This window comes from Streptomyces sp. NPDC052299 (assembly GCF_040679335.1).
GTDB lineage: Bacteria > Actinomycetota > Actinomycetes > Streptomycetales > Streptomycetaceae > Streptomyces.
This window is the reverse complement of the sequence record NZ_JBFAUP010000006.1, coordinates 62,245-88,378: the sequence shown is the minus strand read 5'-3', so window position 1 is coordinate 88,378 and position 26,134 is coordinate 62,245. Positions and strand designations below refer to the sequence as shown.

Sequence of the window (26,134 nt, the reverse complement as noted above, 5' to 3'; positions counted from 1 at the left end):
GCGGAGGTGGAGCTTTACCGGGTTACTCAGCCCCCGCCCTCATCGCCCGCTTTGTCCGAAGCGCCGGCTCGACTGGCCTTGTCCCCCTTGTCGGGGGACGCCTTGCCGTCATCGGACTTGTCGGCCTTGCCGTCGCCGTCCGCCTTGGACTGGGCCGCGGCCGCCCGCTCCAGAGCGTCCTGGAGATCGGTCTGCGCCTTGCCGTAGGCCGCCCAGTCCTGCTTCTTCAGGGCCGCCTCGCCCTCCGTGTACGCCTTCTGGGCGTCGGCGATGGCCTTCTTGAGCGCGGCGTCACCGGTGGCCGGCGGCTGGCTGGTGTCCGGCGGCTCGGTGGTGTCGCCCGGTGGCTCGCTCGTATCGGAGCCCTCGGCGCCGAACACGGCGTTCAGGGCCTCGCCGAGACTGTTCTCGAAGACGATCTTCGAGCCGTACGAGGCGGCGACCTTGCGCAGCAGCGGGTAGTTCTGCGTACCACCGCGCGTGTAGACCGGCTCGATGTAGAGGAAGCCGCCTTCGAGCGGGACCGTCAGCAGGTTGCCGTACTCGATGTCGGAGTCGGTGCCCTTGAGGTTTCTCACGAACTCGGCAACGTCGTCGTTGCCGTTGAGCTCACTCTGTACCTGCCCGGGGCCCTTCACCGCACCGGTGACTCTCAGGAGCCTTATGGTGCCGTAGTCCTTGCTGGCCGCATCGGCGTCCACCGCCATGAACGCCCCGAGGTCGGGCCGCCCCTTCGGGGTGAACGTCGTGGTGAGCGAGAACTTCTGAGCCGTCTGACCCGGCATCTTTATGCTCAGGTAGTACGGCGGGACGGAGCCGGACTCCTTGTTGGTCGGGTCGTCCGGGACCTGCCAGGCGTCACTGCCGCTGTAGAACTGGGCGGGGCTGGTGACGTGGTAGCGGGTCAGCAGCTCGCGCTGCACCTTGAACAGGTCCTGCGGGTAGCGCAGGTGGTCCATCAGGTCCTGCGGGATGTCCGCCCGGGGCTTCACGGTCCCGGGAAACGCCTTGCGCCAGGTCTTCAGGACCGGGTCCTTGGTGTCCCACTCGTACAGCGTGACCGTGCCGTCGTACGCGTCGACGGTGGCCTTGACCGAGTTGCGGATGTAGTTGACCTGGTTCTGCTGGGCGACGACCGCGCGCTGGTTGGTGGTCAGCGAGTCGGCCGTGGTGTCACCGAGCGTGGTGCGCGAGGCGTACGGGTAGCCGTTGGTCGTCGTGTAGGCGTCGACCACCCACTGGATGCGCTTGTTGACCACGGCCGGATAGGCGTCGCCGTCGATGGTGAGCCAGGGGGCCACCGCCTCGACGCGCTCCTTGGGCGTGCGGTTGTAGAGGATGCGCGAACCGTCGCCGATGGCGCCCGAGTACAGGATCTGCGGCTCGCTGAACGCCACGGCGTACGCGGCGCGGTTGAACGTGTTGGAGAGGCTGACCCCGCTGTCGCCCTTGTAGCTGGTGGTCTTCTCGCCGTCCTCCTCGTAGTCGAGCTCCTTCTGGGGCCCGCCGACGATGGAGTACTGCTCGGTCTTCTCGCCGTAGTAGATCTCCTGCTGATACGTGCCCAGGTCGCCGGTGGTCGGCAGTCCGGACTCCGTGAAGTCGGGAGATCCCTTCGGGTTCTTACCGGTCGTGGTCCCCCGGGCGGCGATGGCGCCGTAGCCGTGGGTGTAGGTGAAGTGGTCGTTGATCCAGTTGCGCTTGGGGATGCCCTCGATGTTGAGCTCGCGCAGACCGATGACCGTGTCCTGCTCCTTGCCGGAGGCGTCCTTGTACCGGTCGACGTCCAGCGTCTTGGGGAACTGGTAGTAGTTCCTCTTCTGCTGGAGCTGCTGGAAGGCCGGCGAGACGACGTTGGGGTCCATCACCCGGTAGCTGGCGGCGTCGTTCGCCGCGGCCCGGAGCTTGGCGTCGTCGTCCTCGGTGGACTTGCCCGTATAGTCCGAGACCTGGGCGTCGTCGATGTCGTACGCGTTGCGCGTGGCCTCGATGTTCTTCTGGATGAACGGGGCTTCCTTGGCCTGCTCGTTCGGCTGGACCTGGAACTTCTGCACGATCGCCGGGTAGAGGCCGCCGATCAGGATGGCCGAGAGGACCATGAGACCGAAGCCGATCACCGGCAGCTGCCAGGTGCGCCGCCAGAGCGTCGCGAAGAACAGCACGGCGCAGATCGCGGCGATGCAGAACAGGATCGTCTTCGCCGGAAGGTAGGCGTTGGCGTCGACGTAGCGCAGGCCCGTCCAGTTGTCCGTGGCCTTGAAGTCACTGGACTTCACCGCCAGGCCGTACCGGTCCAGCCAGTACGCCACGGCCTTCAGCGCGACGAAGACCCCGAGCAGCACGGACAGGTGACCGGTGGCCGCGCCCGTCGCCCGCGCGCCGGGGCTGGTGACACGCAGCCCGCCGTACAGGTAGTGGGTCAGCGCGGCGGCGATCAGCGAGAGCACCGTGGCCGCGAAGCCGAAGCCCAGCATGAAGCGGTACCAGGGCAGGTCGAAGGCGTAGAACGACACGTCCAGATGGAACTGCGGGTCCTTCTGGCCGAACGACACGCCGTTCACGTACATCAGCCACGTCCGCCACTGACCCGAGGCGGAGGCCCCGGCGATCAGACCGACCAGCGCGGTGACCGCGAGCAGCACCCACTTCTTGTACGGGGCGAGGCTCATCCGGTAGCGGTCCAGGCTCTGCTGCTCCAGTGACATCGCGCTGAGCGGCGGCCGGAGCCGGTGCGCGAGCCAGATGTTCAGCCCGACGGCCAGGGCCATCAGCAGTCCGAAGACGAGGAACAGCCCGATCTTGGTCCACAGGGTGGTGGTGAAGACGGACGAATACGCGACCGACCGGTACCAGAGCCAGTCCGTCCAGAACCCGGCGAACATGACGAACGCCATGGCGAGAATCGCCAGGACGCCCAGAGTCATGAGCAGGGTTCGGGCGCGCCGGGACGGGCGGCCGACTCTGATCCGTGGCCCGGTCGGGCCTCCGCCGCGGTCCGGCATCTGGAAAGCCAACGTGCGCACCTCGAAGTTCGCGGGTCGTGTGGAGCGGGCCCAGCGATCGTAGAGCCCATCCCTTCAACTTACTGATGCTTTACCTAGTTCCCGTTCCGGGGTCGGAAGGAGGCAGGATGTTGCCCATGTCCAACGTTTCCCCCTCAGGCCCCCCGATGGCCGCGAGCCCGCTCACCGTCGCGGTGCTCGAAATCGACGAGTACGTCTCCACCCTCGGCTGGGACCAGCCGGCCCGCCTCTTCGCCCTGGTCGACACCGCGCGGCTGCGGGCCCAGGAACCGGGCCTCGCCGCCCAGCTCGGCCTTGACGACGACGGTGCGAAGGCCGCCGCGCTGACCCCCGTCGAGCAGGAGGAGCTGCCCGCGGGAACGGCGCTGGACGAGTTCCTCGCCACGATCGCCTGGCCCGACGCGGTCGCCGGTTGCGCCATGACGGTGGAGCGCCTGATGCTGCCGCCGTCCGCCGAGGCGTCCGTGCCGGACGGGCTGGACGACGAGCGGCTGACCAAGTGGGTCGCCGAGCACCCCGACCGGCAGGAGGTCCGGATGACCGTGGCCGTCCTGCGGGACGGCGCGCGCGAGTCCGCCGTACGCCTGCGGGAGAAGGACTCGGCGAGCGAGGTGCTGACCGGTGCCGGTCTGGTGCCGGGGCTGGCCGAGGCGCTGGCGGCCACCTTCGAGTCCTGACCACCGCCTGGTGCCGCGGGGGCGCGGTCAGCCCGCCGAGCAGCTCGGCAGCCCGGCCGTGTCCCCCGCACGAAGCTTGTCCAGCGACTTCTTGGCGTCGTCGATGTTCTTGACCCGGATCAGGGTGAGCCCGTCGGGGGTGTCCGCCGCGGCGGCCGCGCAGTTGTCGTCGGGGGTCAGGAAGTAGCGTGCGCCCGCCTCGCGGGCGCCGACCAGCTTCATGGTGATCCCGCCGATCGGGCCGACCTTGCCGTCGTCGTCGATGGTGCCGGTGCCGGCGATGAACTTGCCGCCCGTCAGCTGCCCCGGGGTCAGCTTGTCGAGGATGCCCAGCGAGAACATCAGCCCCGCGCTCGGACCGCCCACGTCGGCGAGCTTGATGTCGATCTCGAAGGGGAAGGTGTGGTCGGTCCCCGCCTGGATGCCGACGATCGCGCGGTCCCCCTCGGGGGCCTTCTCGGTGGTGAGGGTGATCTTCTCGGTGCCCTCGGGCTGCTTGCCGGCCTTCTCGGCCGCCGCCGCGGTCTTGGCCGGGATCACGGTGAAGGTGACGTCCTGGCCCGGCTTGCGCTTGGTGACCAGCTTGGCGACGTCCTCGGGCTTCTCGACCGCGGTGCCGTCGACCTTCTTGATGATGTCGCCCGCGTGCAGCTTGCCCTGCGAGGGGCTGTCCTTGACGACGCTGGAGACCACGACGTGCGAGGTGACCGGGATGTTCAGCTCCTTGAGGGCGGCGACCTTGGCGCTCTCCTGGGACTGGCTGAACTCCTCCGCGTTCTCCTGCGTCGACTCCTCCTCGGTCTTGCCGTCCGGGTAGAGGGTGTCGTGCGGGACGACGACGCTGTCGTGGCCCAGCCATCCGGAGACGGCCTCGACCAGATTCATGCTGTAGTCGGCGCCGGTGACGCGGACCGTCGTCATGTTGAGGTTGCCGGAAGTCTTGTACGTCTTGTGGCCGGTGATCCGCAGGACCGGGTCGCCCTCGACGTCGCCGAGCGTGTTCACCGTCGGGCCGGGAGACATCTCCGAGTACGGCACTTTGATCAGCACGCCCGCGCAGAGCAGCGCGATCAGGATCAGCGTGGAGGCGAGCATCGTCGCGGTGCGGCGTGGCATGGAACGACAGTACGGGAAGGCTCTGTCAGTGCACCGCCGGGGCCGGTCCGTACGGGGCCGGGGGCGGGTCGGGTGAGGGCGCCGGACGCGGCCTCAGACGTTCGATATCTGCTCCACCGGTTCGGAACCGGAGTGGGACTTCTCCATGGCTTCGCGGAAGCGCGCGTACCCGGCGAGCTCGGTGACATCACCGGTGGTGCGGTTGCGGGCGGCCCAGCCTCCCCATATCGCCGCGCCGAACGCGGCGAGAACCGGAATCAACAACCAGGCGAGCGCTGCCATGCCGACCTCCCTACCCTCTGACGCGGCCGACTGGCCGATCAGCAGATTAACCGTCTGGAAAACCAACGCTCGTGGCAGGGGTGCGGTTACGCAAATCGGGGCGGATGGACGCCGTTCCGGTTTGCGCTCAGCAGGCGCCGACCCACTCCTCCGTGCCGTCCGAGAAGCGCTGGTGCTTCCAGATCGGAACCTCGTGCTTGAGGTCGTCGATGAGCTTGCGGGACGCCGCGAACGCCTCCGCGCGGTGGGGGCAGGAGACCGCCACGACGACCGCGATGTCACCGACCCGCAGTTCACCCACTCGGTGGACGGCGGCCAGGGCCCGGACCGGGAAGTCGGCGACGACCTTCTCCGCCACCCGGCGCAGCTCATCGGCGGCCGACGGGTGGCACGAATAGCCCAGGCCGTCGACGTCCTGTCCGCCGTCGTGGTCACGCACGGTGCCGACGAAGAGGGTGGTGCCGCCCGCGGCGTCGTCACCGACCGCCCGGAAGACCTCGTCCACCGACAGCGGCGTGTCCCGGATGTCCAGCAGCCGGATCGGGTCCTGCGCGGTCTGCTCGCCGGGGTGGTCGTACGTGAGTGCCATGACCCCATCGTGCCGCACCGCACCGACAGGACGGTATTGCCGGTTCACCCGGCGGGCCGCGCCCCGTCTTGGAGCCTTCTACAGAGTGCTCAGATACGGCGGCGGGCCTTGCGGGCGCGGCGCACCAGGGCCGCGGTGCCGAGCAGCGCGACAGTCGCCCCGGCGGCTCCGGCGGCGGTGGCGTCCTTGCGGCCGAGGCGGCGCCCGGCGACGGTGTGGCGCCCCTCCACCTCTTCCAGGAGCGCGGCGAGCACCTCCTCGTTGGTCCAGGCCGGGCGCCAGCCCGCATCGTGCAGCCGGCTCACGCTGACCACCCAGGGGTGCATGGTGTACGCCAGGTCGCCCGCGGGCGAGGGCGTGAGGCCGATCCGGTGCAGCCGGGCGGCGGCGCCCAGCGCGACGGCGGAGGGGAGCTCCATCCGGCGCACCCCGCTCAGCTCCTCGACCTCCTCCTGCTCCAGCCAGCCGTCGCAGCCGACCGCGAACTCCCCGTCGATCTTCTCCAGGGCGGCGTACTCCAGCGCCGTCACCAGGTCCTCCACGTGGCAGAACTGCCAGGCGGGCCGGGAACCGGCGACGACGAGCAGCCTGGGCGACTCGAAGTAGCGGGTCAGCGCGGTGTCCGTGCCGCCGACGAGCACGGCGGGGCGTACGACGGTGACGTGCAGCCCGGGGTGGGCGCGCGGGGCGCGGCGGCCGAGCCGTTCGATCTCCAGCAGGTCGCCGACCCCGGTGGCCTCGGCGGTGGCCCGCAGCTCGGCGTCCTCGGCGAGCGGGAGGTCGTTGTCGGGCAGCGCCCCGTAGACCATGGCGGAGGTGCACAGGACGACGCGGTGGACGCCGGCGGCCGCGGCGGCGGTCAGCACGGTCTGGGTGCCGCGCACGTTGTAGGCGGTGCGCGCGGCGGGGTCGGTCTCCAGGTCGAGGTCGAGCGCCAGGTGGACGACGACGTCCGCGCCGCGCAGCTTGTCGGCGATGGCGGGGTCACGGACGTCGAGGAGGTGCCAGGTCGCGTCGGAGACCTCGCCCCGGCGCTCGTCGATGGCGATGACCTGCTTGATCTCCTCGGAGGCGGCGAGCCGCGCGGTGAGCAGCTCACCGACGCCCGTCGCGGCCCCGGTGACGGCCACGACCGGGCCGCGGCCTCTGGGGGCTCCGGGGACGGTTTTCTTCTCGGGCGACGGGTCGGCCAGGTTTCGCGCTGCGCGAACCTGCGGATCTGGGGAACTCACCGGGCGTCTCCAGCGGTTGTCTTCAGTACGTACCCGCGTGACACGTACGTACCAGGTGGCGTCCATCCTGCCGCAGGGCCGGACCGGGCGGAGCACTGAGGCCCTGAGCGGACTTGGTGTCTACGCTGGATGGTGATGTCGGGCAGTCGCCGTCGGTTCCCCCGGCGGCCCTACGAGCCGAGGAAACCCGTGAGTGACACCCCATTCGGATTCGGCCTTCCGCCGGAGGAGCCGGACGACGGCGACAAGGGCAAGAAGAACGACCCCACCGGAGGTGGGCAGGGTTCGGGCGGTCCGGCGAACCCGTTCGGCTTCGGCCCCGGCGCGGGCGGTGACAACCCCTTCGCCGCCATGTTCGGCTCGATGAACCCGAACGACCTGGGCGCGGCCTTCCAGCAGCTCGGCCAGATGCTGAGCTACGAGGGCGGGCCGGTCAACTGGGACATGGCCAAGCAGATCGCCCGCCAGACGGTCTCGCAGGGCACGCCGGACGGCTCCAAGGACGCGAGCGTGGGCCCCGCCGAGCGCTCGGCGGTCGACGAGGCGCTGCGCCTGGCCGACCTGTGGCTGGACGGCGTGACGTCGATGCCGTCCGGGGCCATCTCCAGCGTGGCGTGGAGCCGCGCGGAGTGGGTCGAGGCGACTCTGCCGGCCTGGCAGCAGCTGGTCGACCCGGTCGCCGAGCGGGTCGGCCTCGCCATGGGCGATGTGCTGCCCGAGGAGATGCAGGCGATGGCGGGCCCGCTGATCGGCATGATGCGGTCGATGGGCGGCGCGATGTTCGGCCAGCAGATCGGGCAGGCCGTCGGCGTGCTGGCGGGCGAGGTGGTCGGCTCGACCGACATCGGTCTGCCGCTCGGCCCGGCGGGCCGGGCCGCGCTCCTCCCGCTGAACGTGGAGCGGTTCGGCAAGGACCTGTCCGTCCCGCAGGACGAGGTGCGGCTGTATCTGGCGCTGCGCGAGGCCGCCCACCAGCGGCTCTTCGCCCATGTGCCGTGGCTCCGCTCGCATCTGTTCGGCGCCGTCGAGGGTTACGCGCGCGGCATCAAGGTCGACACCAGCAAGCTGGAGGACGTGGTCGGCCAGTTCGACCCCTCGCAGCCCGAGCAGCTGCAGGAGGCCCTTCAGCAGGGCATGTTCCAGCCGGAGGAGACCCCGGAGCAGAAGGCGGCCCTGGCTCGCCTGGAGACGGCCCTCGCGCTGGTCGAGGGCTGGGTGGACGCGGTGGTGCACGCGGCCGCGAAGTCCCGGCTGACCTCGGCCGACGCGCTGCGCGAGACGATGCGCCGGCGCCGTGCGTCCGGCGGTCCCGCCGAGCAGACCTTCGCCACGCTGATCGGCCTCCAGCTGCGTCCGCGCCGGCTGCGGGACGCCTCGCGGCTGTGGGCCTCGCTCACGGACGCCCGCGGTCTTGAGGGGCGCGACGCGCTGTGGGAGCACCCCGACATGCTCCCGACCGCTCACGACCTGGACGATCCGGACGGCTTCGTCCACCACGAGCAGCTGGACTTCTCGGAGCTGGACAAGATGCTCGGCGAGGCGGCGAACGGCCCGAAGAAGCCCGCGCCGGAGGCGGACGCCCCGGACGACGCCACGGACGAGGGCGACGGCGACCGCAAGGACGACACCGACAAGTGAGCCTGCACGACGACGCCGTCCTCGTACTCAAGGGATACGGGGCGGGGGCCGGCGCCGCCCAGGAGGAGTTGCGCGACGCCTATCTGGAGCACCTCGCGCGCCATCCGGACGGGATGTGGAAGTCCTGCGGGGCCGGGCATCTGACGGCCAGCGCCCTGGTCGTGGACCCGGAGCACGGCCGCGTTCTGCTCACACTGCACCGGAAGCTGCGGATGTGGCTGCAGATGGGCGGCCACTGCGAGCCCGGTGACGCCACGCTCGCGGCGGCCGCGCTACGGGAGGCGACGGAGGAGTCCGGGATCGCCGGGCTGACGCTGCTGCCGGGCGGGCCCGTGGTCCTGGACCGGCATCCGATCCCCGGGCCGTGCCACTGGCACCTGGACGTGCAGTACGCGGCGGTGGCGCCGGCGGGCGCGACGGAGAGCATCAGCGACGAATCCCTGGACCTGCGCTGGTTCGCGTACGACGAGGTGGCCGGAGTCGGCGACGCCTCGGTGGTCCGGCTGGTGGAGCGTACGCGCGCGGTGCTGGAGGGCGGCCGGTAACGGCCCGTACGAGAGGACAACGGTAAGGGGCGGCCTCCGGGGAGGCCGCCCCTTACTTCGCTGTGCGGCTCAGTTCCAGGCGTTGTTCTGGTTCTGGGCGTGCGCGCCGTGCTGGCCCATGCCGTACTGGGCGGCGAGACCCTGTCCGATCTGGGCGTTCTGCGGCGGCATCAGCTCGCTCGGCTGGACCAGGGCGAAGCCCTGCCCGAGGAAGCTCAGCTCCCAGCCCTCACCGGTGTTGCCGCGCCGGCGGAAGACGCCCGAGGAGTGCGTCTGCGCCTGCATCTGCACCCGCAGCGAGGTCGACCAGGCGACGATCGCGTCGGCGTCCGCGCTGACGTACTTGTCGGGCGTGACCTGCATCATCAAGGGCTGGCCCGAGGTCATCAGGGCGACCTTGCCGGTGCCGGAGATGTTGAGCTGGTACTTGCCGGTGCCCGAGATGCCGTACTGGCTGTCCACCGCGATGACCTCGGTGTGCAGCGAGGAGTCGAGCGCCAGGACGTAGGAGCTGTCCACGGTCAGGCCGTCGTGGTCGACGTCCACGACGTGGATGTACTGCGCCAGGTTGGCGAAGTAGACGGTGCCCTGCCCGGAGCAGCGCATCAGGTCCAGGCCCTCACCGGTGTGGGCGCGGGAACGGCGCTGGCTGTTCGACTGGTACTCGCCGTCGAACTCCATCAGCCCCTGGTAGGCGACCATGGCGCCCTTGCGGGCGAGGACGTCGTCGTGGCCGGTCAGCGCGACCCGCAGAAGCTGCGGGTTCTGGATCGTGTAGCGCTCCTGGGACTGCTGTTCCGTGAGGCCGAAAAGCGAACTCTGCATGGTGTGTCTCCCTCCCCGTCAGTGCCGGACGCGCAGCCGGTCGGTGCTGTCCTCGCTCGGCTGGACGACGACGATCCCCTGGCCGGAGAAGGCCATCTGGAACGCCTCGCCGCTGCCCCGCCCGATGAGCGAGGACGCCTTGAAGCTGCGCTTGCCCTTCACCTTGAGATTCGGGGACCAGGCGACCAGTGCGTCCGGGTCGACGTACGTCTCGTCCTCACCGCGTCCGCAGTCGACGACGATCGGCGTGCCGCGCGAGGTGATCGCGACCCAGCCGGTCCCCGAGATGCAGACGTTCCACAGGCCCTGGCCGGCGAACTTGGCGAGACCCTTGACCCGCTCGACGCCCCAGGTGAGGTGGCCGTCGAAGGCGAGGACGTTGGTGCCGTTGACCGAGAGGGAGTCGTTGTTGAGGTTGATGACGACGACGTCGGCGCCGTAGTCGGCGAGGTAGAGCAGCCCGTCGCCGGTGCACTTCATGAGGGGCGCGCCCTCGCCGGTGATCCACTGCGAGGCGATCTGGCGGACGGCGGGCGGGTTGGGCTCGTACTGGATGAAGCCCTCGTACGCGACCATCGATCCGGTGCGCGCGTAGAGGTCCTGGCCGGTCGCCATGGCGACCTTCAGCATGGAATGGCCGTGGTTCTCCATCCGTGCCGTGACGGGGGTCGGGGCGTAGCCCGCGAGTTGCTGGTTCATGACGGGCTCCCTCAGACCTCGTAGGGCTGGACGACGATGAAGTTGCCGGGCGCGCCCCGGAACTGGAGGTTCACGGTCTCCCCGCTGTGTCCGGGGTAGGCGTTGCGGCGCAGCCGGACCTGGCTGGAGATGATCACCTGGGAGGCGGACGACCACGCCACGACCGCGTTGCAGTCGGCGAAGGTGGTCGGGGTGACCGGCAGGACCACAGGGGTGCCGTGGGTCTTGACGACGAGCGTGCCGGTGCCCTGGAACTGCATGGTGAACAGGGCGCCGCCGGGGATGCCGTGGCCCTCGATCCGGCGGACCTCGTACTGGAGCGACTCGTCGAACGCGAGCACGTTCTCGGCGGAGACGCAGACCCCGTCGCCCTGGAGTTCGATGGTGTGCAGATGGGCGCCCTGCTCGGCGAGGAAGACCTGGCCCCGGCCGGTACAGCGCATGAGCTGCATCTCCTGGCCGGTGGCGTTGCCCACCATGCGGCCTGCGAAACCCGCGCCCTTGTAGCTGAAGTCGACCTTGCCCTGGTACATCACCATGCTGCCCTGCCGGGCGAGCACTCCCGTGCCGCCCATGGTCAGGTCGACCCGCATGAGCTGCTTGTTCTGCGGGGTCCAGCGCTGTCCGGTCGCGGTCTCCTTGTACGGCTGGAGCGCCGCCTGCAGACCGCCACCGGCGGCCTGCGGCATGCCGCCGGGCATGCCCTGCCCGCCCGGCGGCATGCCGGGAGGCTGCTGGCCGTACGGGGCCGGGGCCTGCTGTCCGTAGGGCGCGGGCGCCTGGCCGGGGACCTGGCCGAACTGCTGCTGGGGCTGGTGGGGCTGTTGCCCGAAGTGCTGCTGCGGCTGCTGGCCGGGCTGCCCGTACGGGGCCGGCGCGGGCGGCGGGGGCACCGTACCGCCGGGCGGCGTCATCGGCGCGACGATCGTCGGCGCGGCGTGCATCTGCTGCTGCGGGGTCGGCGCCGGGCCGGGAGCGGGCGCCGGGGCCCCGAAGGACGGCGCGGGCTGTGGGGCCTGGGGTGCCTGCGGGGCTGCCGGGGCACCGAAGGACGGGGCCGGGGCCGCCTGGGCGGGCGGAGCGAAGGACGGGGCGGCACCCTGCGACGGTGCGGCGGCGGCCGGTTCCTCCTCGGCGACCTCGCCGCCGAAGTTCTTCAGCAGCGCCTCGAGGCCACCGTCGAAGCCCTGTCCGACCGCGGCGAAGCGCCAGACGTCCTTGAGGTAGAAGTCGCCCAGCATGACGGCGCGCTCGGTGCTGAACTCCGAGCCGTTGAAGGCGTACCTGACGACTTCCTCGCCGCCCGCGACGATCCGGATGTATCCGGGACCGACCTGCGACATCTGCCCGGCGCCGTCCACGGTCGCGGTGAAGGAGAGCTTGTGGATGTTCGCCGGAATGCGGTCCAGGGTGACGCGGAACGACTCGGTGTCCCCGGCCTGGGCGCCGAGGAGCTGAATGGACTCCTCGGGAGATTTCGGCTGGTTGAAGAAGATGAAATACCGGTCGTCGGAGAGCTGCTCATTGGCATCGAGCCCGAAGCAGCTGATGTCAAAGCTCAGCCCCGGGCCGGCGATCTGCACCCCTACGTACAGGTCCGTCCCCGGCGTGAGATCGCTGATCTTGGCCTTGTGGCCGCGTTGGAATTCCCTGGCCATGCGTAACGACCGTCCCCCATCCGGAAGGTGAATGCGTCGCGTCAGGCTATCCGCAAACTCCTGCATTGGGCGAAGCCGGTACAGACCCGGTACAGAAACACCCGACACCGCTCACCCGGCGCCACCACCAGTCACTCGCCGCGTGCGGCCGGCAGGTGCGGCAGCCGGTCGGCGGCCACCACACCCTCCAGGTAGCCACGGGCCCGCTCGGTGCGGGGGTAGGCGTCCAGCAGCCGCCAGAACCGGGGCCCGTGCCCGGGCACCAGGAGGTGGGCGAGCTCGTGGACGAGCACGTAGTCCACGACGTACTCCGGCATGCCCTGCAGCCGGTGCGACAGCCGGATGCTGCCCTCGGAAGGGGTGCACGAGCCCCACCGGGTGTTCTGGTTGGTGACCCACCGCACGGACGCCGGCCTGGCCCGGCCCTCGAAGTACTGGGCGGACAGGTGCTCCGCCCGTTCGGCGAGCTCGGTGTCACCGAGGACCCGCCTGCTCTCCTGGGCGGCGAGCTTGTCGAGCATCACGTCCACCCAGCGCCGCTCCTCGGCCTCGGACATCCGGGCGGGGATGAGCACGATCGTGCGGTCGCCCTCGCGGTAGGCCGAGACCGTCCTGCTGCGGCGGGCGCTCCTGCGGACCTCGACCGCGCTCGTCACGGGGGCGCGGCGGGCAGGGTCCGCACGGCGTCGGCGGGGTCCGGCGGCGGGCGCGGCAGGCTTCCCGGCAGAGCCGGGCGACGGATCGGCGGGCACGCCTCGACGTTACCCGCTGTATGCGGGGGAAGTCCCGCCTCCGGGACGGTTCTCCATGATCGGCTCCACGCCTTGCACCATTTGAACGACTAATACCCACGCCTGTGGATAACTTTCCGCACGCCTCGGCGCCCCGCTGCATTCTGGCAAAGGAACACGCACAGCAAGTCACGCACAGCGGAGTCACAGACACACAGACCGGGGGAAGCCGTGCATCCGATGTTGAAGCCCGCACTGCGCCGCGCTTGGCGGGGCGGGGACACCGTGCAATTCGGGGTGACACCCGCGCACGCGGTGAAGGTCGGCCCGATGGATATCGCGACGGGCTGTTTCATGGAACTGCTGGACGGCACCAGAGGCATGCCGCTGCTCCGCGAACAGGCCCGGGCGATGGACTTGACCGAGCGTCATGTGGACACCCTGGTGTCGCGGTTGGTGGATGCCGGACTCGTGGACGACGTACGGGCGGGCGGCCCGGCGGCGGAGGCGCTGCGAACCAGGTCCGACGTCCTGGAGCGTCACCGCCCCGACCTGGCCTCGCTCTCCGTCGTGCATCCCGAGCCCGGCGGAGGGATGCGCAGACTCGCGGCCCGCCGCTCGATGCGCGTGCAGGTCAGAGGCGCGGGCAGGGTCGGCGCGGCCGTCGCGGCGGTGCTCTCCGGAGCGGGTGTCGGCCAGGTCGAGGTCATGGACGGCGGGTGTACGGAGCCGGGGGACGTGTCCCCCGGCGGGCTGCCCGCCTCCGCCGTCGGGGAGCGCCGGGACCAGGCGGCCCGGCAGTTGGTGCGTCGCTCCGCCCCCGGCCCGGGGCCCAGGGCGCCCGGGGCCGCGGGCTGCGGTCCGGCCGGGCACGAGCCGGGGCTGTCCCTCATCGTGGTCGCCCCGCGCGACGGACTTTCGGCGTACGTGCCCGATCCGGGCACCGCCGAGCCGTGGATCTCCTCGGGCACACCCCATCTGTACGCGGGTGTGATGGAGGCCACCGGGTTCGTCGGGCCCCTGGTGCTGCCGGGCGGCACGGCCTGCGCGGGTTGCCTCCAGTCGAACCGACGGGACCGGGATCCGCAGTGGCCGCGCATGCTGGCGCAGTGGCAGTCCGGGCGGCGCGGCGCCGCCCAGGCGTGCGACCTGGGCCTGGCGACGGCCGTGGCGGGGCTGGCGGCGGCACACGCGCTCTCCTTCCTGGACGGCGAGCTGCCGGTGAGCGCCGGTGCGCGGTGGGAGGCGGCGCTGCCGCTGTTGGACTGGAGGTCGGAACGGATCGGTGCGCACCTCGACTGTTCCTGTGGCGCCGCCGGTCACACTGAAGGGGTCCGCGCCTCCGGAGCCGGCACGGCGCACGACACAATGGCCGGGTAACCGCCGCACGCAGCGCGGCAGTCTGGGAATTGGAGGGGCACATGTCTGATCTTCCCCGGAAGGCGGTCACCCGTACCGCCAAGCTGGCCGCGCTGCCGTTGGGTTTCGCCGGCCGCGCCACGTGGGGGCTGGGCAAGCGCATCGGCGGGAAGTCGGCGGAGCTGGTGGCCCGCGAGGTGCAGCAGCGCACCGCGGACCAGCTGTTCAAGGTCCTCGGGGAGCTGAAGGGCGGGGCGATGAAACTCGGCCAGGCCCTGTCGGTCTTCGAGTCCGCGCTGCCCGAGGAGGTCGCGGGGCCGTACCGCGCGGCGCTCACCAAGCTCCAGGAGGCCGCTCCGCCCATGCCCAGCGGCACGGTGCACGCGGTCCTGGCGGAGCGCCTCGGCGAGGACTGGCGGGAGCTGTTCCTAGAATTCGAGGACAAGCCGTCGGCCGCGGCGTCGATCGGCCAGGTGCACCGGGCGGTGTGGCACGACGGGCGGGACGTGGCCGTGAAGGTCCAGTATCCGGGGGCGGGTGAGGCGCTGCTCTCGGACCTGACCCAGCTCAGCCGGTTCGCGCGGCTGTTGGGCCCGCTGATTCCGGGCATGGACATCAAGCCGCTGATCACGGAGATGCGCGACCGGGTCTCCGAGGAGCTGGACTACGAACAGGAGGCGCGGTCCCAGCAGGCGCATGCCGAAGAGTTCGCGGACGATCCCGATGTCGTGGTCCCTGAGGTGGTCCACCAGTCGGCCCAGGTGCTGGTCACCGAGTGGATGGACGGTGTCCCGCTGTCCGATGTGATCGCCGATGGGTCGACCGGGCAGCGCGACCGGGCCGGCCAGCTCCTCGCCCGGTTCCTCTTCTCGGGCCCCGCGCGCACGGGCCTGCTCCACGCCGACCCGCACCCGGGCAACTTCCGGCTGCTGCCCCCGGACCCGGAGAGCGAAGAGGGGGCCGACGAGGCCCGATGGCGGCTGGGCGTGCTGGACTTCGGGACGGTGGACCGGCTGCCGGGCGGACTGCCGCAGACCATCGGGGACGCGCTGCGGCTGGCACTGGGGGGCGACGCGGACGCGGTCTACGAAATGCTGCGGGCGGAGGGGTTCGTCAAGGACTCGATCGACCTGGATCCGGACGCGGTGCTGGACTACCTGCTGCCGATCATCGAGCCGGCCGACGTGGAGGAGTTCACGTTCAGCCGGAGCTGGATGCGGCATCAGGCGGCCCGGATAGCGGATCCGCGCTCCCCGGCCCATCAGTTGGGCAAGCAGCTGAACCTGCCGCCGTCCTATCTGCTGATACACCGGGTCACTCTGAGCACGATCGGGGTGCTGTGCCAGCTCGGTGCCACGGTCCGGCTCCGCGACGAACTCGAATCCTGGCTCCCGGGGTTCCTGCCGCCGGAGGACGCGGAGGACGCCGAGGTCACGGAAGCCCTGGTGGACGACGAGAGCCCGGAGGACCTGGGCCGGGAGGACCTGGGTTCGGAGGGAGGCCAGGGCCCGGAGCACGCTCCGCCCGCGCCGAGGTCCGCCGAGACAGTGGACGCCGGCTAGCGGAGCCGGGCCCGCCGACCGGAGCCGCGCCGGACCTGCCGGGCCGGGCCGCGCCGGGCCGGGCGAAACGGCCCCGGGGCCGGTCCGTTGGACGGATCGGCCCCGGGGTGGGGTGCTGCGCGGGTGGCTCCGGGAGGCGCGGGCCCGCCGGGCGCAGAGAGCGGCTGCGTCCGGGCGGGGCCTCCGTGGCCGGCCGGGCCGGGTCAGTGCATGACGGCCATGGCCAGCGCGCGGCGGGCGCGCATCGAGGCGCGCTCGGCGCGGCGCTGCATCCGCCGGGCGGAGATCAGGCGCACGGCCTGACGGTCCGCGTCGGCTTCGCGCATGCGGTCGTGCATATGCGCACGGGCCAAGGCTTCTGGGATGAGTTGCATTTCGCGGGTCCTGTTCTGACGCGAGTCGTTCGCGCCGATGATGGTGACGTCTGGGGTCGCGGAGCCGGCGGGCTCGGACGTGGGGGCGGGGATGGTCATTGGAGCCTGGTTTCGGGGATCGTGGGTCAGGGGACGGTCGATGGTTCCGATGCGCTTCATGGGCTTGGGGGCCGGGAACCCCACGGTGGTCACGCCGCGACCGGGTTCTTGCGCGGGCGGCCACGCGGCCGCTTCCGGGCGACGACGACGCCCTGGATGAAGAGCTCGCCACCCCAGACGCCCCACGGCTCGCGACGCTCCTTGGCGCCCGCGAGACACGCCTCGACAAGCGGGCAGGTGCGGCACAGGGACTTGGCGTACTCGACGTCCGCCGGCGACTCGGCGAAGAAGACCTCCGGGTCGTAGGCGCGGCAGGGGACGGGTACACCGAGGTTCTCGATGGCGTCGTCGAGCGCGGTGAGCGCGGTGAGGGGGGTCAAGGTGGAGTCCTCCGTGAGGCCGGGCGGGGAGATCGTGTCGGAAGGCGGTACGGACGGGGCGTGCGCTTCGAGTTGCACGGTGGTGGTGTCCTCGTCTGGTCGTTTCCGGCCTGTTGGCCGGGGGGCGGCTGGTACCAGGTCCTGCTTGTCCCGAGGCTCCTTCTCGCTGTCCCGCCCGTTGGGGCAAAACAAAAGGGCCGCGGATCCCGAGTGGGGTTCCGCGGCCCTGAAGGCGCCGGCCTGATGCTGGATCAGGCTGGATCACTCCAGGGTTCAGGCCCACGGAAGGCCCACATCGTGTGGTGCTGCTTCGTCTGCTCGGTGACGCCGGCTTCCGCTCCCGCACCGACGGCCGCAAAGGCATAGGCCGGGGCCTGTCCCTTCGCTACTGCTGCTGCCGGTGCCTGGGTCGGTCGCTCATTGCGCTCCCGCACGGGAAGACCGGCCAGGGACATCGGAATGACGGCGGAGACGCCGGACACACCGGTGGCGCGCAGGGAGGACTTCGGGGCACGGGCGAGAAGGCCGAGCGAGCAGGCGGAGACGACCGAGAGATCGGTCATTTTGTTGGTCTCGATGATGCTGATCACTTCAATCGCCTCCTCTCGGCGTCTCGGGGGGACCGGCGGGCCGGTCCTGCGTATTCGGATAAGTACAGCACGGATCCAGGGCTTCAGAGAAGCCGCTGTTTCCGTGGTTAAGAACCTATGGTGATGACTGGGGCGGGCGCAAACTATTTTTGCGACGAGTTTTTCTCACATCTCCCCGGCGGCATCCGCCTCGCCCTCGCACCCGTCCCCGCCTGCGCAGATGTCCAGAACGGCGGCTCCGAAGCGGCCCAGCTTCCGTGCGCCGACCCCCGGGATCCCGGCCAGCTCGCCCTCGCTGCCGGGCACCGCCTCCGCGATGGCCATCAGCGTCCGGTCGGTGAACACGCAGTAGGCGGGCTGACCGATCTCCCGGGCCCGGACGGCCCGCCAGTCGTGCAGCCGCTCGTACAGCGCCTCGTCCATGTCGGACGGGCAGTCGTCGCAGCGCATCAGCTTCATCTCGCCGGCGTCCGTCAGCGTCTTGCCGCAGACCCGGCACCGGGCCGGTGTCCGGGGCTTGCGCCTGGCCGCCGGACGCTCCGCGCCGCCGCGGCCGACACCGCCCTCGCCGCTACGGAAGCCCTCGCCGCCCCAGACGCCGCCCGGGCCGGCCGCCGTGCTCCGGTCGCCAGGGCCCGTCGAGCCGGGGCGGAGCCCGTTCAGGAAGCGGGTCGGACGGCGTCCGGGGCGGCCGCCGGGCGACCGGGAGAGCGACCAGGACAGGGCGAGGTGGAAGCGGGCCCGGGTCACGCCGACGTAGAGCAGGCGGCGTTCCTCCTCGATCTGCTCCGGCGTCTTGGCGTAGGTGATCGGCATCATGCCCTCGGTCAGCCCGACCAGGAACACCGCGTCCCACTCCAGGCCCTTCGCCGAGTGCAGCGAGGCCAGAGTGACGCCCTGGACCGTGGGGGCGTGCTGGGCGGCGGCCCGCTCGTCCAGTTCGGCGACCAGGTCGGAGAGCGTCGCCCCCGGGTGGGCCCGCTCGAAGTCCTCGGCGAGCCTGACGAGAGCGGCCAGGGACTCCCAGCGGTCGCGCACCGCGCCGGACCCGGCGGGCGGCTCGCTGCGCCAGCCCTTGGTGGAGAGCACCGCGCGCACCTCGGCGGGGAGGTCGTCCGCGTGGTCCAGGAGGGAGTCGTTGCCCCCGGCACGGGCGGCGCCGCGCAGGGCCACGCCCGCCTCGCGGACCTCCGCGCGCTCGAAGAACCGCTCGGCGCCCCGGAGCTGGTAGGGCACGCCCGCGTCCGCGAGGGCCTGCTCGTAGACCTCGGACTGCGCGTTGACCCGGTAGAGCACCGCGATCTCGCCGGCCGGGACGCCCGCCGCGATCAGGTCGCGGATGCGGCGGGCGGTGCCCTCGGCCTCGGCGGGCTCGTCCGCGTACTCCACGAAGGCGGGTTCGGGCCCGGGCTCCCGCTGCGAGATCAGGTCGAGGCGGTGCTCGGCGGCCCGGCCGGTGGCCTGGGAGAGCAGCCCGTTGGCCAAGTGGACCACCTGCGGGGTGGAGCGGTAGTCCCGGACCAGCTTGACGACGGTCGCGCCGGGGTGGCGGGTGCGGAAGTTGAGCAGGTGGTCCGGGGTGGCCCCGGTGAACGAGTAGATCGTCTGCCCCGCGTCGCCGACGACGCAGAGGCTGTCCCGGTCGCCGAGCCAGAGGTCGAGCAGCCGCTGTTGGAGCGGGCTCACGTCCTGGTACTCGTCCACGACGAAGTGCTGGTACTGGCGGCGGACGTGGGCGGCGATGTCGTGCCGGTCCTGGAGGATGCCGACGGTGAGGAGCAGCACGTCCTCGAAGTCGATCACGGTGCGCTCGCGCTTCAGCTCCTCGTAGGTCTCGTAGACCTTGGCGACCTCCGCCGGGTCGCGCGGGGCGTCCCGCTGGGCCTTGGCCACCACCGCCGGGTAGTCGGCGGGGACGGTCTGGGTGACCTTGGCCCACTCGATCTCGCTCGTGACGTCGCGCAGCTCGTTGCGGTCGAGCCGGAGGCCGCTGCGGGCAGCTGCCTCGGCCACCAGCTGGACCTTGCGCTCCAGGAGCCGGGGCAGCTCGCCACCGACCGCTTTCGGCCAGAAGTACTGGAGCTGGCGCAGGGCCGCGGAGTGGAACGTGCGCGCCTGCACCCCGCCCGCGCCGAGCTGGCGCAGCCGGCCGCGCATCTCGCCCGCCGCCCGGTTGGTGAAGGTGACGGCCAGGACGCTCGCCGGCTGGAGTATCCCCGCGCGCACCCCGTAGGCGATGCGGTGCGTGATGGCGCGCGTCTTGCCCGTACCGGCGCCGGCCAGCACGCACACCGGGCCCCGCAGGGCCGTGGCCACCTCGCGCTGCTCGGGGTCGAGCCCGTCGAGGACGGCGTCCGCGGAGTCCGGGACCCGGGGGAAGAGGGTGGAGTGCGTTGCTGATGTCACCCCGCCATGCTGCCAGGTCACCCGGGGCGCGTGCGGTGGTTGTCCACAGGGGTGAGGTATCCGTCGTACTAATGCGGGGGCGGTCCGCGCGCAGGTCCGGTGCCCGCCCTCGCAAGGGCCCCGGGGGCGGGAATGGCGGCCGGGTCGCATACGTTCACCTGGCGTGCGGCAACGCACGCCCCGGCCCCGTGTGACGCAGCAGACGCGTGAACGCCCGTCCGGGCGTGACGGGATTTGCCGGGACCGAAGAGACAGAGGAGTGCGAAGACATGCCGGGCACTGTGACGATGTACAGCACCACCTGGTGCGGCTACTGCCGTCGGCTGAAGGGGCAGATGGACCGCGAGGGCATCGCCTACACCGAGATCAACATCGAGCAGGACCCGGAGTCGGCCGCCTTCGTCGAGAAGGCCAATGGCGGGAACCAGACGGTCCCGACCGTCCTCGTGGTCCCTGAGAACGGCGGCAAGGACGTCGTGATGACGAACCCGAGCCTCGCGCAGGTGAAGCAGGCCCTCGGGGCCTGACCCCTCGGCACTCCGCCCCCTCCGGTCCGCGTACCGGTGGGGGCGGTGGCATGTCCGGGCCCGGGTCAGGCCCCCGCGCGCACCGGCTTCGGGAGCGGCTTGCCGTACCAGAGCTCGATCAGCCGGGAGGCGATCGAGATGCCGAACGGGGGCAGCATCTCGCCCGACTCGAAGGCGGCGGTCAGCTCCTCGCGGGAGAACCAGCGCGCCTCCTCGATCTCCTCGCCGTCCACGTTGATGTCGAACGTCGAGGCGCGGGCCATGAAGCCCAGCATCAGGCTGGACGGGAAGGGCCAGGGCTGGCTGGCGACGTACTCGACCGCGCCGACCGTGATGCCGGCCTCCTCGAAGACCTCGCGGGCCACGGACTGCTCGATCGACTCGCCCGGCTCCACGAATCCGGCGAGCGTGGAGAAGCGGCCCTCGGGCCAGTGCACCTGGCGGCCGAGCAGCGCCCGGTCCTGGTCGTCCGTGACGAGCATGATGACCGCCGGGTCGGTGCGCGGGTAGTGCTCGGCGCCGCACGCCGGGCAGCGGCGGATGTGTCCGGCCGCGGCGATCACCGTGCGCTCGCCGCAGCGGGAGCAGAAGCGGTGCAGCCGCTGCCAGTTCTCCAGGGCCACCGCGTGCACCATCAGGGCGGCGTCGCGCGGGCCGAGCAACATCCCCGCCTCGCGCAGCCCGGCCGGGCGGGCCGACTGGTCCATGCGGCCGGGCAGGGTGTCCTTCTGGAGGGCGAAGTAGCTGACGCCGTCCGCGTCGGTGCCGAGGAAGTAGCGGTGGGTCTCGGTGACGGGTGCCTCGAAGGCGGGCGTCATCACGAGCTCGGTGCCGTCGTCGGTGTCGTCGATCAGCACCTGGCCCCCGGAGACGACGAAGACCCGGGTCGTCGGGTGGCTCCACGCGGCGGACAGCCACGCCTCGTCAAGGCGGTGGTGCGCCGCTCGGTCGATGCCGCTCGGCGCGGTCAGACCGATGGGCCGGTCCGTGGTGGCGTTGTCGAAGGTGCTCACAGGTGCTTCCTACTCCCCCGGGATGGATCGGGCGTTCAGAGAATTCAGCGGAGGGCGGCCGCCAGGTCGCTCCAGAGGTGGGCGGCCGTCTCGACGCCCTTGAACAGGAGGTCCAGTTCGACCTTCTCGTCGGGGGCGTGCCAGCCGTCGGACGGTACGGAGATGCCGAGGAAGAGGACGGGCGCGCCGAGCACGTCCTGGAGGTCGGCGGCGGGTCCCGAGCCCCCTTCCCGGGTGAAGAGGACCTTCTTGTCGAACGCCCGGCCCATGGCGCGGGCCACGGCCCGGAGCGCCGGGTGGTCCAGGGGCGTCAGGCAGGGCCGGGTGGCGGGGAGGAAGGTGATCCGGTGGCTGATCCCGGCGGGGACGCGGGCCTCGGCCCAGGCCCGTACGGCCTTCTCGATGTGGTCCGGGTCCTGGCCCGCGACCAGGCGGAAGCTGATCTTCGCGCGGGCGGCGGAAGGGATGATCGTCTTGCTCCCGGCGCCCTGGTAGCCGCCGCCGATGCCGTTGACCTCGGCGGTCGGGCGGGCCCAGATCCGCTCCAGCGTCGAATACCCGGTCTCTCCGGAGGCGGCCCGGGACTTGGCGGTGTGCAGCCACTCGGCCTCGTCGAAGGGCAGCTCGGCGAAGAGCGCGCGTTCGGTGGCGGTGAGCTCGGCCACGCCGTCGTAGAAGCCGGGGACCGCGACCTTCCCGTCCGCGTCGTGGAGCGCGGCGACGAGGCGGGCGATCTCGGTGGCCGGGTTGGGGACGGCGCCGCCGAACGAGCCGGAGTGGATGTCCTGCCCGGGGCCGTGGAACTCGATCTCGCACTCGGCGAGGCCGCGCATCCCGGTGCAGACGGTCGGCGTGGTCTCGTCCCACATGCCGGTGTCCGAGACGATCACCGCGTCGGCGGCGAGGCGGCCGGCGTGGCGCTCGACCAGGTCTCGGAAGTGCGGGGAGCCGGACTCCTCCTCGCCCTCCACGATCAGCTTGAGGTGCACGGCGGGGGCGGTGCGGCCGGTGGCGGCGAGGTGGGCCCGGACGCCGAGGGTGTGGAAGAACACCTGCCCCTTGTCGTCGGCCGCGCCGCGCCCGTACATCCGGCCGTCGCGGATCACCGGCTCGAACGGTTCGCTGCTCCAGCCATCCTCGCGGGCGGCGGGCTGCACGTCGTGGTGTCCGTACACCAGGACGGTGGGGGCGGACGGGTCGTCGGAGGGCCATTCGGCGAAGACGGCGGGTGCGCCGTCGGTCTCCCAGACCTCGGTGACCGGGAATCCGGTCTCCTTCAGCTTGGCCGACAGCCACTCGGCGCTGCGCCGTACGTCGCCCTCGTGCTCCGGCTGAGCGGATACGGAGGGGATGCGCAGCCACTCGGCGAGGTCGTCGAGGAAAGCCGCGCGGTGCTGCTCGGTGTACGTGCGGACGGCGCTGTCCGGGGTGTCGCTCATGACCTTCAGCTTATCCGTCCGACGGAAGTGGCTCGTCCAGAAGGATGCGCTCCAGCTCGGGGCGGCCCGGCAGGGAGGCCGGGCGGACGGCCTCGCCGGTGCGGACGAAGAGGAAGGTGGCCGTGACGTCGCTGAGCGGGAGTCCGTGCAGCTCGGCCCAGGCCAGCCGGTAGACGGCGAGCTGGAGCGGGTCGGCGGTGTGGGTGCGGCCGGTCTTCCAGTCCACGATCTCGTACGTGTCCCCCGTGCGGTACACGGCGTCGATGCGGCCCCGGACGACCCGGCCCGCCAGGGTGATCTGGAACGGCGTCTCCACGCGGTACGGGGTGCGGCGGGCGTACGGGGTGCGCTCGAAGGCTTCCTTCAGGGCGGCGAGATCGCGCTCGTCGCGGATGTCGGCGTCGCCCTCCTCGCCCCCGGGCAGCTCGTCGGGACCGAGCATGGGCAGCGGCAGCTCCTCGAACCGGGACTCCACCCAGGCGTGGAAGCGGGTGCCCCGGCGGGCGGCGGGCTGCGGCGGGCGGGGCATGGGCCGGGCCAGCTCCCGGGCGAAGGCGTCGGGGTCGTCGGCGAGGCGCAGCAGCTGGGTGGCGGAGAGCGAGGCGGGGACGAGGACGTCGCGCACGGTGGCGCGGGCCCGGCGCAGCTCCCCAGCCAGCGCGTCGAGGTCCCGGTCCCAGGAGGCGAGGGTGCGCGTCTCCTCGGGGGTGAGGCGGGGGGCCGGGACGTCCGGCACACCGGCGTCGCCGTCCGGGGTCTCGGGCCGGGCCAGCAGCTCCATGACCGTGTCCGCGGCGGCCCTGCGGCGGGCCAGTGCGGTGCCGTCCAGCGGGAGCGGCCAGGCGTGGTCGGCGGACGCCTCGGCCAGGGCCGGGTTCTCGTCGGTCTCCGCCGGGGCGTCCGCCCACACCTCGATCTCGCCGTACCCCGCGGCGCAGTGCTCGTACAGCGCGTGCAGGAAGGGGGACGGGCCGCGCGGCTTCTTCTGGGTGGGGCCCCACCAGTGGCCGGAGCCGAGCAACAGGGTGCGGGGGCGCGTGAAGGTGACGTAGCCGAGGCGCAGCTCCTCCGTGTGCTGGTGCTCCTTCATCTCCGCCTTGAAGCCCTTGAGGCCCTTGGCGTCGTAGCTGTGGAGGGCGGGCAGGGTGGCGGTGTCGCCGCGCAGGGCGTGCGGGAGGACCTTGGCCTGGGAGGTCCAGGCGTCCCGGGACTGGCCGCTGGGGAACTGGCCGGTGACCAGTCCGGGCACGGCGACGACGTCCCACTCCAGGCCCTTGGACTTGTGGGCGGTGAGGACCTTGACGGTGTTCTCGCCGCCGGGCAGCGCGTTGTCGAGGCCCTTCTCGTACTGGACGGCGGTGCGCAGGAAGCCGAGGAAGGCGAGGAGCGTGGCCTCGTTGTCGACGGCTGCGAAGCGGGCGGCGACGTCGAGGAAGTTGCCGAGGGTCTCGCGGCGGCGGGCGGCCAGGGCCTGCGGGGACGCGGAGAGCTCGACCTCCAGGCCGGTGGTGGCGAGGACGCGGTGCAGGACGTCCATCAGGGGGTCGGCGAGCGAGCGGCGCAGGTCGCGCAGTTCGGCGGCGAGGCGAGCGAAGCGGACGCGGGCCTCGGCGGAGAACGGAAGCCGGTCGTCCTCCTCGCCGCCGCCGTCCAGGAAGGTGTCCAGGGCGTCGGCGAGGGAGATCACCTCGGCCGGGTCGATGCCCTCGACGGCCTCGGCGAGCCTGCGGTCGGGGTCGTCCTCGTCGTCGCCGTGGGCGGCGCGGTGCACCAGGAGGCGGGCCCGGCGGCCGAGCAGGGCCAGGTCGCGGGGGCCGATCCGCCAGCGGGGGCCGGTGAGCAGCCGGACCAGGGCGGCGTTGGCCCCCGGGTCCTGGAGGACTTCGCAGACGGCGACGAGGTCCGCGACCTCGGGGAGGTGGAGCAGCCCGGAGAGGCCGACGACCTCGACCGGGATGTCGCGGGCGACCAGCGCGGCCTGGATCTCCGGGAAGTCACCGGCGGTGCGGCACAGGACGGCGATCTCGCCGGGCGCCTTGCCGGTGCGCACGAGGTGGGCGATCGAGTCCGCGAGCCAGCCGATCTCCTCGGTGTGGGTGGGCAGCAGGGCGCAGCGGACGAGGCCGTCGCGCTCGGCGCCGGGGGCGGGGCGCAGGGCCTCGACGCCCTCGTGCATGGCGCGCAGGGGGGCGGCGAGTCCGTTGGCGAGGTGGAGGAGGCGGCCGCCGCTGCGGCGGTTCTCGCTGAGCGCGTAGCGGGTCGCGGGGGTGCCGTCGGCGTGCGGGAAGTGGCTCGGGAAGTCGTCCAGGTTGGCGACGGAGGCGCCGCGCCAGCCATAGATGGCCTGGCAGGGGTCGCCGACGGCGGTGACGGCGTGCCCGGTCGGTTCGCCGGTGCCGGGGCCGCTGCCGAAGAGGGCGGAGAGCAGGAGGCGCTGGGCGACGGAGGTGTCCTGGTATTCGTCGAGCAGGACGACCCGGTAGGTGTCGCGGAGGATCGCGCCGACCTCGGGGCGGGTGAGGGCCAGTTCGGCGGAGAGGGCGATCTGGTCGCCGAAGTCGAGGAGGTCGCGGCTCCGCTTCGCCTCGCGGTAGCGCCGGGTCAGCGCGAGCAGTTCGCGGCGGGCCTCGGCGGTCGCGGGGATCCTGCGCAGCTCTTCGTTGCTGAGCTTCGCGGTCTCCAGCGCGCTCAGCAGTTCGGTGTCGTACGCGTCGAGCTGTTCGGGGCGTACGAGGTGCTCGGCCAGCTCGGCGTCGAGGGCCAGGAGGTCGCTGACGAGGGTGGGGAAGGACCTGGTGAGGGCCGGGTAGGGGCCGGGCGCCTCGCGCAGCACGCGGGCGGCGAGCTGGTAGCGGGTGGCGTCGGCGAGGAGGCGGGTGCCCGGTTCGAGCCCGATGCGCAGTCCGTGCTCGGTCAGCAGCCGTCCGGCGAAGGCGTGGTACGTGGAGATGCCGGGCTCGCCCGGGGGGTTGTCCGGATCGATCACGTCCGGGTCGGTGATCCCGGCGGCGCCGAGTGCCTTGCGTACGCGCTCGGCGAGCTCACCGGCCGCCTTGTTGGTGAAGGTGAGCCCGAGGACCTGCTCGGGGGCGACCTGGCCGGTGCCGACCAGCCAGACCACGCGGGCGGCCATCACCGTGGTCTTCCCCGACCCGGCTCCGGCCACGATCACCTGCGGGGCGGGCGGCGCGGTGATGCAGGCCGTCTGCTCCGGGGTGAAGGGGATGCCCAGCAGCTCCTTGAGCTGCTCGGGATCGGTGAGGCGCGGGGACACTCCACAGAGGCTAACCGGCACCACCGACAACGGGTGAAGCCGTGGAAGCGGCTCACACCGCCGCCTCCCGGTGGCATCCGTCACACCCGGACGGGT

22 protein-coding genes are annotated in these 26,134 nt (G+C 71.8%); 6 read left to right on the top strand and 16 right to left on the bottom strand.

Annotated elements, in window-relative coordinates; translation table 11 throughout:
• Window positions 1–26 precede the first annotated feature (26 nt).
• On the bottom strand, window positions 27–3,002 hold the full coding sequence (locus AB0L33_RS12210; protein WP_365680807.1) for a UPF0182 family protein: 2,976 nt from the start codon (window positions 3,000–3,002) through the stop codon (window positions 27–29).
• 137 nt (window positions 3,003–3,139) lie between these two features.
• On the opposite strand from AB0L33_RS12210, the gene AB0L33_RS12205 reads away from it, so the two are divergent.
• The gene (locus AB0L33_RS12205; protein WP_365680296.1) at window positions 3,140–3,700 is read left to right on the top strand and encodes a PPA1309 family protein; all 561 of its coding nucleotides are present in this window, start codon (window positions 3,140–3,142) and stop codon (window positions 3,698–3,700) included.
• A gap of 27 nt (window positions 3,701–3,727) precedes the next feature.
• On the opposite strand, the gene AB0L33_RS12200 is transcribed toward AB0L33_RS12205, so the two are convergent.
• From AB0L33_RS12200 to AB0L33_RS12185, 4 genes are all read right to left on the bottom strand, one after another.
• Entirely contained in the window at window positions 3,728–4,816 is a 1,089-nt protein-coding gene (locus AB0L33_RS12200; RefSeq protein WP_365680295.1) for a PDZ domain-containing protein, read from the bottom strand.
• Window positions 4,817–4,909: 93 nt separating this feature from the next.
• On the bottom strand, window positions 4,910–5,098 hold the full coding sequence (locus tag AB0L33_RS12195) for a hypothetical protein (RefSeq protein WP_365680293.1): 189 nt from the start codon (window positions 5,096–5,098) through the stop codon (window positions 4,910–4,912).
• Window positions 5,099–5,225: 127 nt separating this feature from the next.
• Window positions 5,226–5,687 carry a molybdenum cofactor biosynthesis protein MoaE gene (locus AB0L33_RS12190; RefSeq protein ID WP_365680291.1) on the bottom strand — a complete coding sequence of 154 codons (462 nt, stop codon included), beginning with the start codon at window positions 5,685–5,687 and terminating at the stop codon, window positions 5,226–5,228.
• Window positions 5,688–5,776: 89 nt separating this feature from the next.
• Window positions 5,777–6,919: an SDR family oxidoreductase gene (locus tag AB0L33_RS12185; protein WP_365680289.1), complete on the bottom strand. Its 1,143-nt coding sequence runs from the start codon at window positions 6,917–6,919 to the stop codon at window positions 5,777–5,779.
• A 189-nt stretch (window positions 6,920–7,108) separates the two neighbouring features.
• Between AB0L33_RS12185 and AB0L33_RS12180 the strand changes: the two genes are divergently transcribed.
• Window positions 7,109–8,557 carry a zinc-dependent metalloprotease gene (locus AB0L33_RS12180; RefSeq protein ID WP_365680286.1) on the top strand — a complete coding sequence of 483 codons (1,449 nt, stop codon included), beginning with the start codon at window positions 7,109–7,111 and terminating at the stop codon, window positions 8,555–8,557.
• A complete protein-coding gene (locus AB0L33_RS12175) occupies window positions 8,554–9,102 on the top strand; it encodes an NUDIX hydrolase (protein WP_365680285.1) in 549 nt (182 codons plus the stop codon). Before AB0L33_RS12180 ends, AB0L33_RS12175 begins: the two co-directional genes overlap by 4 nt.
• A gap of 69 nt (window positions 9,103–9,171) precedes the next feature.
• On the opposite strand, the gene AB0L33_RS12170 is transcribed toward AB0L33_RS12175, so the two are convergent.
• The 4 genes from AB0L33_RS12170 to AB0L33_RS12155 form a co-directional block, all read right to left on the bottom strand.
• Window positions 9,172–9,927 (bottom strand): AIM24 family protein, encoded by a 756-nt coding sequence (locus AB0L33_RS12170; protein WP_365680283.1) that lies wholly within the window; start codon window positions 9,925–9,927, stop codon window positions 9,172–9,174.
• Window positions 9,928–9,945: 18 nt separating this feature from the next.
• Window positions 9,946–10,626, bottom strand: a complete 681-nt coding sequence (locus AB0L33_RS12165) for an AIM24 family protein (protein WP_164402472.1) — start codon at window positions 10,624–10,626, stop codon at window positions 9,946–9,948.
• Between the two features lie 11 nt (window positions 10,627–10,637).
• Entirely contained in the window at window positions 10,638–12,284 is a 1,647-nt protein-coding gene (locus AB0L33_RS12160) for a TerD family protein (RefSeq protein ID WP_365680281.1), read from the bottom strand.
• 131 nt (window positions 12,285–12,415) lie between these two features.
• Window positions 12,416–13,036, bottom strand: a complete 621-nt coding sequence (locus AB0L33_RS12155; protein ID WP_365680279.1) for a M48 family metallopeptidase — start codon at window positions 13,034–13,036, stop codon at window positions 12,416–12,418.
• 210 nt (window positions 13,037–13,246) lie between these two features.
• Here AB0L33_RS12155 and AB0L33_RS12150 point away from each other — a divergent pair, with 210 nt between their 5' ends.
• Both AB0L33_RS12150 and AB0L33_RS12145 read left to right on the top strand, forming a co-directional pair.
• A complete protein-coding gene (locus tag AB0L33_RS12150; RefSeq protein ID WP_365680277.1) occupies window positions 13,247–14,395 on the top strand; it encodes a ThiF family adenylyltransferase in 1,149 nt (382 codons plus the stop codon).
• A 41-nt stretch (window positions 14,396–14,436) separates the two neighbouring features.
• Complete coding sequence (locus AB0L33_RS12145) at window positions 14,437–15,936, top strand: AarF/ABC1/UbiB kinase family protein (RefSeq protein WP_365680274.1); 1,500 nt, start codon at window positions 14,437–14,439, stop codon at window positions 15,934–15,936.
• A 203-nt stretch (window positions 15,937–16,139) separates the two neighbouring features.
• Here the strand turns inward: AB0L33_RS12145 and AB0L33_RS12140 are convergent, their stop codons facing one another.
• The 4 genes from AB0L33_RS12140 to AB0L33_RS12125 all read right to left on the bottom strand — a co-directional run bounded on the left by AB0L33_RS12140 (window position 16,140) and on the right by AB0L33_RS12125 (window position 19,785).
• Window positions 16,140–16,469 carry a hypothetical protein gene (locus tag AB0L33_RS12140; protein ID WP_365680805.1) on the bottom strand — a complete coding sequence of 110 codons (330 nt, stop codon included), beginning with the start codon at window positions 16,467–16,469 and terminating at the stop codon, window positions 16,140–16,142.
• 29 nt (window positions 16,470–16,498) lie between these two features.
• Window positions 16,499–16,867 (bottom strand): WhiB family transcriptional regulator, encoded by a 369-nt coding sequence (locus AB0L33_RS12135; RefSeq protein ID WP_018105532.1) that lies wholly within the window; start codon window positions 16,865–16,867, stop codon window positions 16,499–16,501.
• A gap of 173 nt (window positions 16,868–17,040) precedes the next feature.
• Window positions 17,041–17,379, bottom strand: coding sequence for a hypothetical protein (locus AB0L33_RS12130; protein WP_365680272.1), 339 nt, complete (start codon window positions 17,377–17,379; stop codon window positions 17,041–17,043).
• 165 nt (window positions 17,380–17,544) lie between these two features.
• Window positions 17,545–19,785 (bottom strand): ATP-dependent DNA helicase UvrD2, encoded by a 2,241-nt coding sequence (locus tag AB0L33_RS12125; RefSeq protein ID WP_365680270.1) that lies wholly within the window; start codon window positions 19,783–19,785, stop codon window positions 17,545–17,547.
• 269 nt (window positions 19,786–20,054) lie between these two features.
• On the opposite strand from AB0L33_RS12125, the gene AB0L33_RS12120 reads away from it, so the two are divergent.
• Window positions 20,055–20,312 carry a glutaredoxin domain-containing protein gene (locus AB0L33_RS12120; protein WP_365680268.1) on the top strand — a complete coding sequence of 86 codons (258 nt, stop codon included), beginning with the start codon at window positions 20,055–20,057 and terminating at the stop codon, window positions 20,310–20,312.
• Between the two features lie 65 nt (window positions 20,313–20,377).
• Here AB0L33_RS12120 and nudC read toward each other — a convergent pair whose 3' ends face one another.
• Genes nudC through AB0L33_RS12105 form a run of 3 tightly spaced genes read right to left on the bottom strand, consistent with a single transcriptional unit; the run spans window position 20,378 to window position 26,038 of the window.
• The gene (gene nudC, locus AB0L33_RS12115; RefSeq protein ID WP_365680266.1) at window positions 20,378–21,325 is read right to left on the bottom strand and encodes an NAD(+) diphosphatase; all 948 of its coding nucleotides are present in this window, start codon (window positions 21,323–21,325) and stop codon (window positions 20,378–20,380) included.
• Window positions 21,326–21,369: 44 nt separating this feature from the next.
• Window positions 21,370–22,764, bottom strand: coding sequence for a dipeptidase (locus AB0L33_RS12110; protein ID WP_365680264.1), 1,395 nt, complete (start codon window positions 22,762–22,764; stop codon window positions 21,370–21,372).
• Window positions 22,765–22,774: 10 nt separating this feature from the next.
• Window positions 22,775–26,038, bottom strand: a complete 3,264-nt coding sequence (locus tag AB0L33_RS12105; protein ID WP_365680262.1) for an ATP-dependent DNA helicase — start codon at window positions 26,036–26,038, stop codon at window positions 22,775–22,777.
• Window positions 26,039–26,134: the final 96 nt, after the last annotated feature.

Bases quoted from the DNA above. Each gene is read 5' to 3' on its own strand.
- AB0L33_RS12170 (WP_365680283.1), bottom strand. From the start codon at position 9,927: ATGCAGAGTTCGCTTTTCGGCCTCACGGAACAGCAGTCCCAGGAGCGC.
- AB0L33_RS12110 (WP_365680264.1), bottom strand. From the start codon at position 22,764: ATGAGCGACACCCCGGACAGCGCCGTCCGCACGTACACCGAGCAGCAC.
- AB0L33_RS12120 (WP_365680268.1), top strand. From the start codon at position 20,055: ATGCCGGGCACTGTGACGATGTACAGCACCACCTGGTGCGGCTACTGC.
- AB0L33_RS12140 (WP_365680805.1), bottom strand. From the start codon at position 16,469: ATGAAGCGCATCGGAACCATCGACCGTCCCCTGACCCACGATCCCCGA.
- AB0L33_RS12205 (WP_365680296.1), top strand. From the start codon at position 3,140: ATGTCCAACGTTTCCCCCTCAGGCCCCCCGATGGCCGCGAGCCCGCTC.
- AB0L33_RS12195 (WP_365680293.1), bottom strand. From the start codon at position 5,098: ATGGCAGCGCTCGCCTGGTTGTTGATTCCGGTTCTCGCCGCGTTCGGC.
- AB0L33_RS12200 (WP_365680295.1), bottom strand. From the start codon at position 4,816: ATGCCACGCCGCACCGCGACGATGCTCGCCTCCACGCTGATCCTGATC.
- AB0L33_RS12210 (WP_365680807.1), bottom strand. From the start codon at position 3,002: ATGCCGGACCGCGGCGGAGGCCCGACCGGGCCACGGATCAGAGTCGGC.
- AB0L33_RS12190 (WP_365680291.1), bottom strand. From the start codon at position 5,687: ATGGCACTCACGTACGACCACCCCGGCGAGCAGACCGCGCAGGACCCG.
- AB0L33_RS12160 (WP_365680281.1), bottom strand. From the start codon at position 12,284: ATGGCCAGGGAATTCCAACGCGGCCACAAGGCCAAGATCAGCGATCTC.
- AB0L33_RS12145 (WP_365680274.1), top strand. From the start codon at position 14,437: ATGTCTGATCTTCCCCGGAAGGCGGTCACCCGTACCGCCAAGCTGGCC.
- AB0L33_RS12165 (WP_164402472.1), bottom strand. From the start codon at position 10,626: ATGAACCAGCAACTCGCGGGCTACGCCCCGACCCCCGTCACGGCACGG.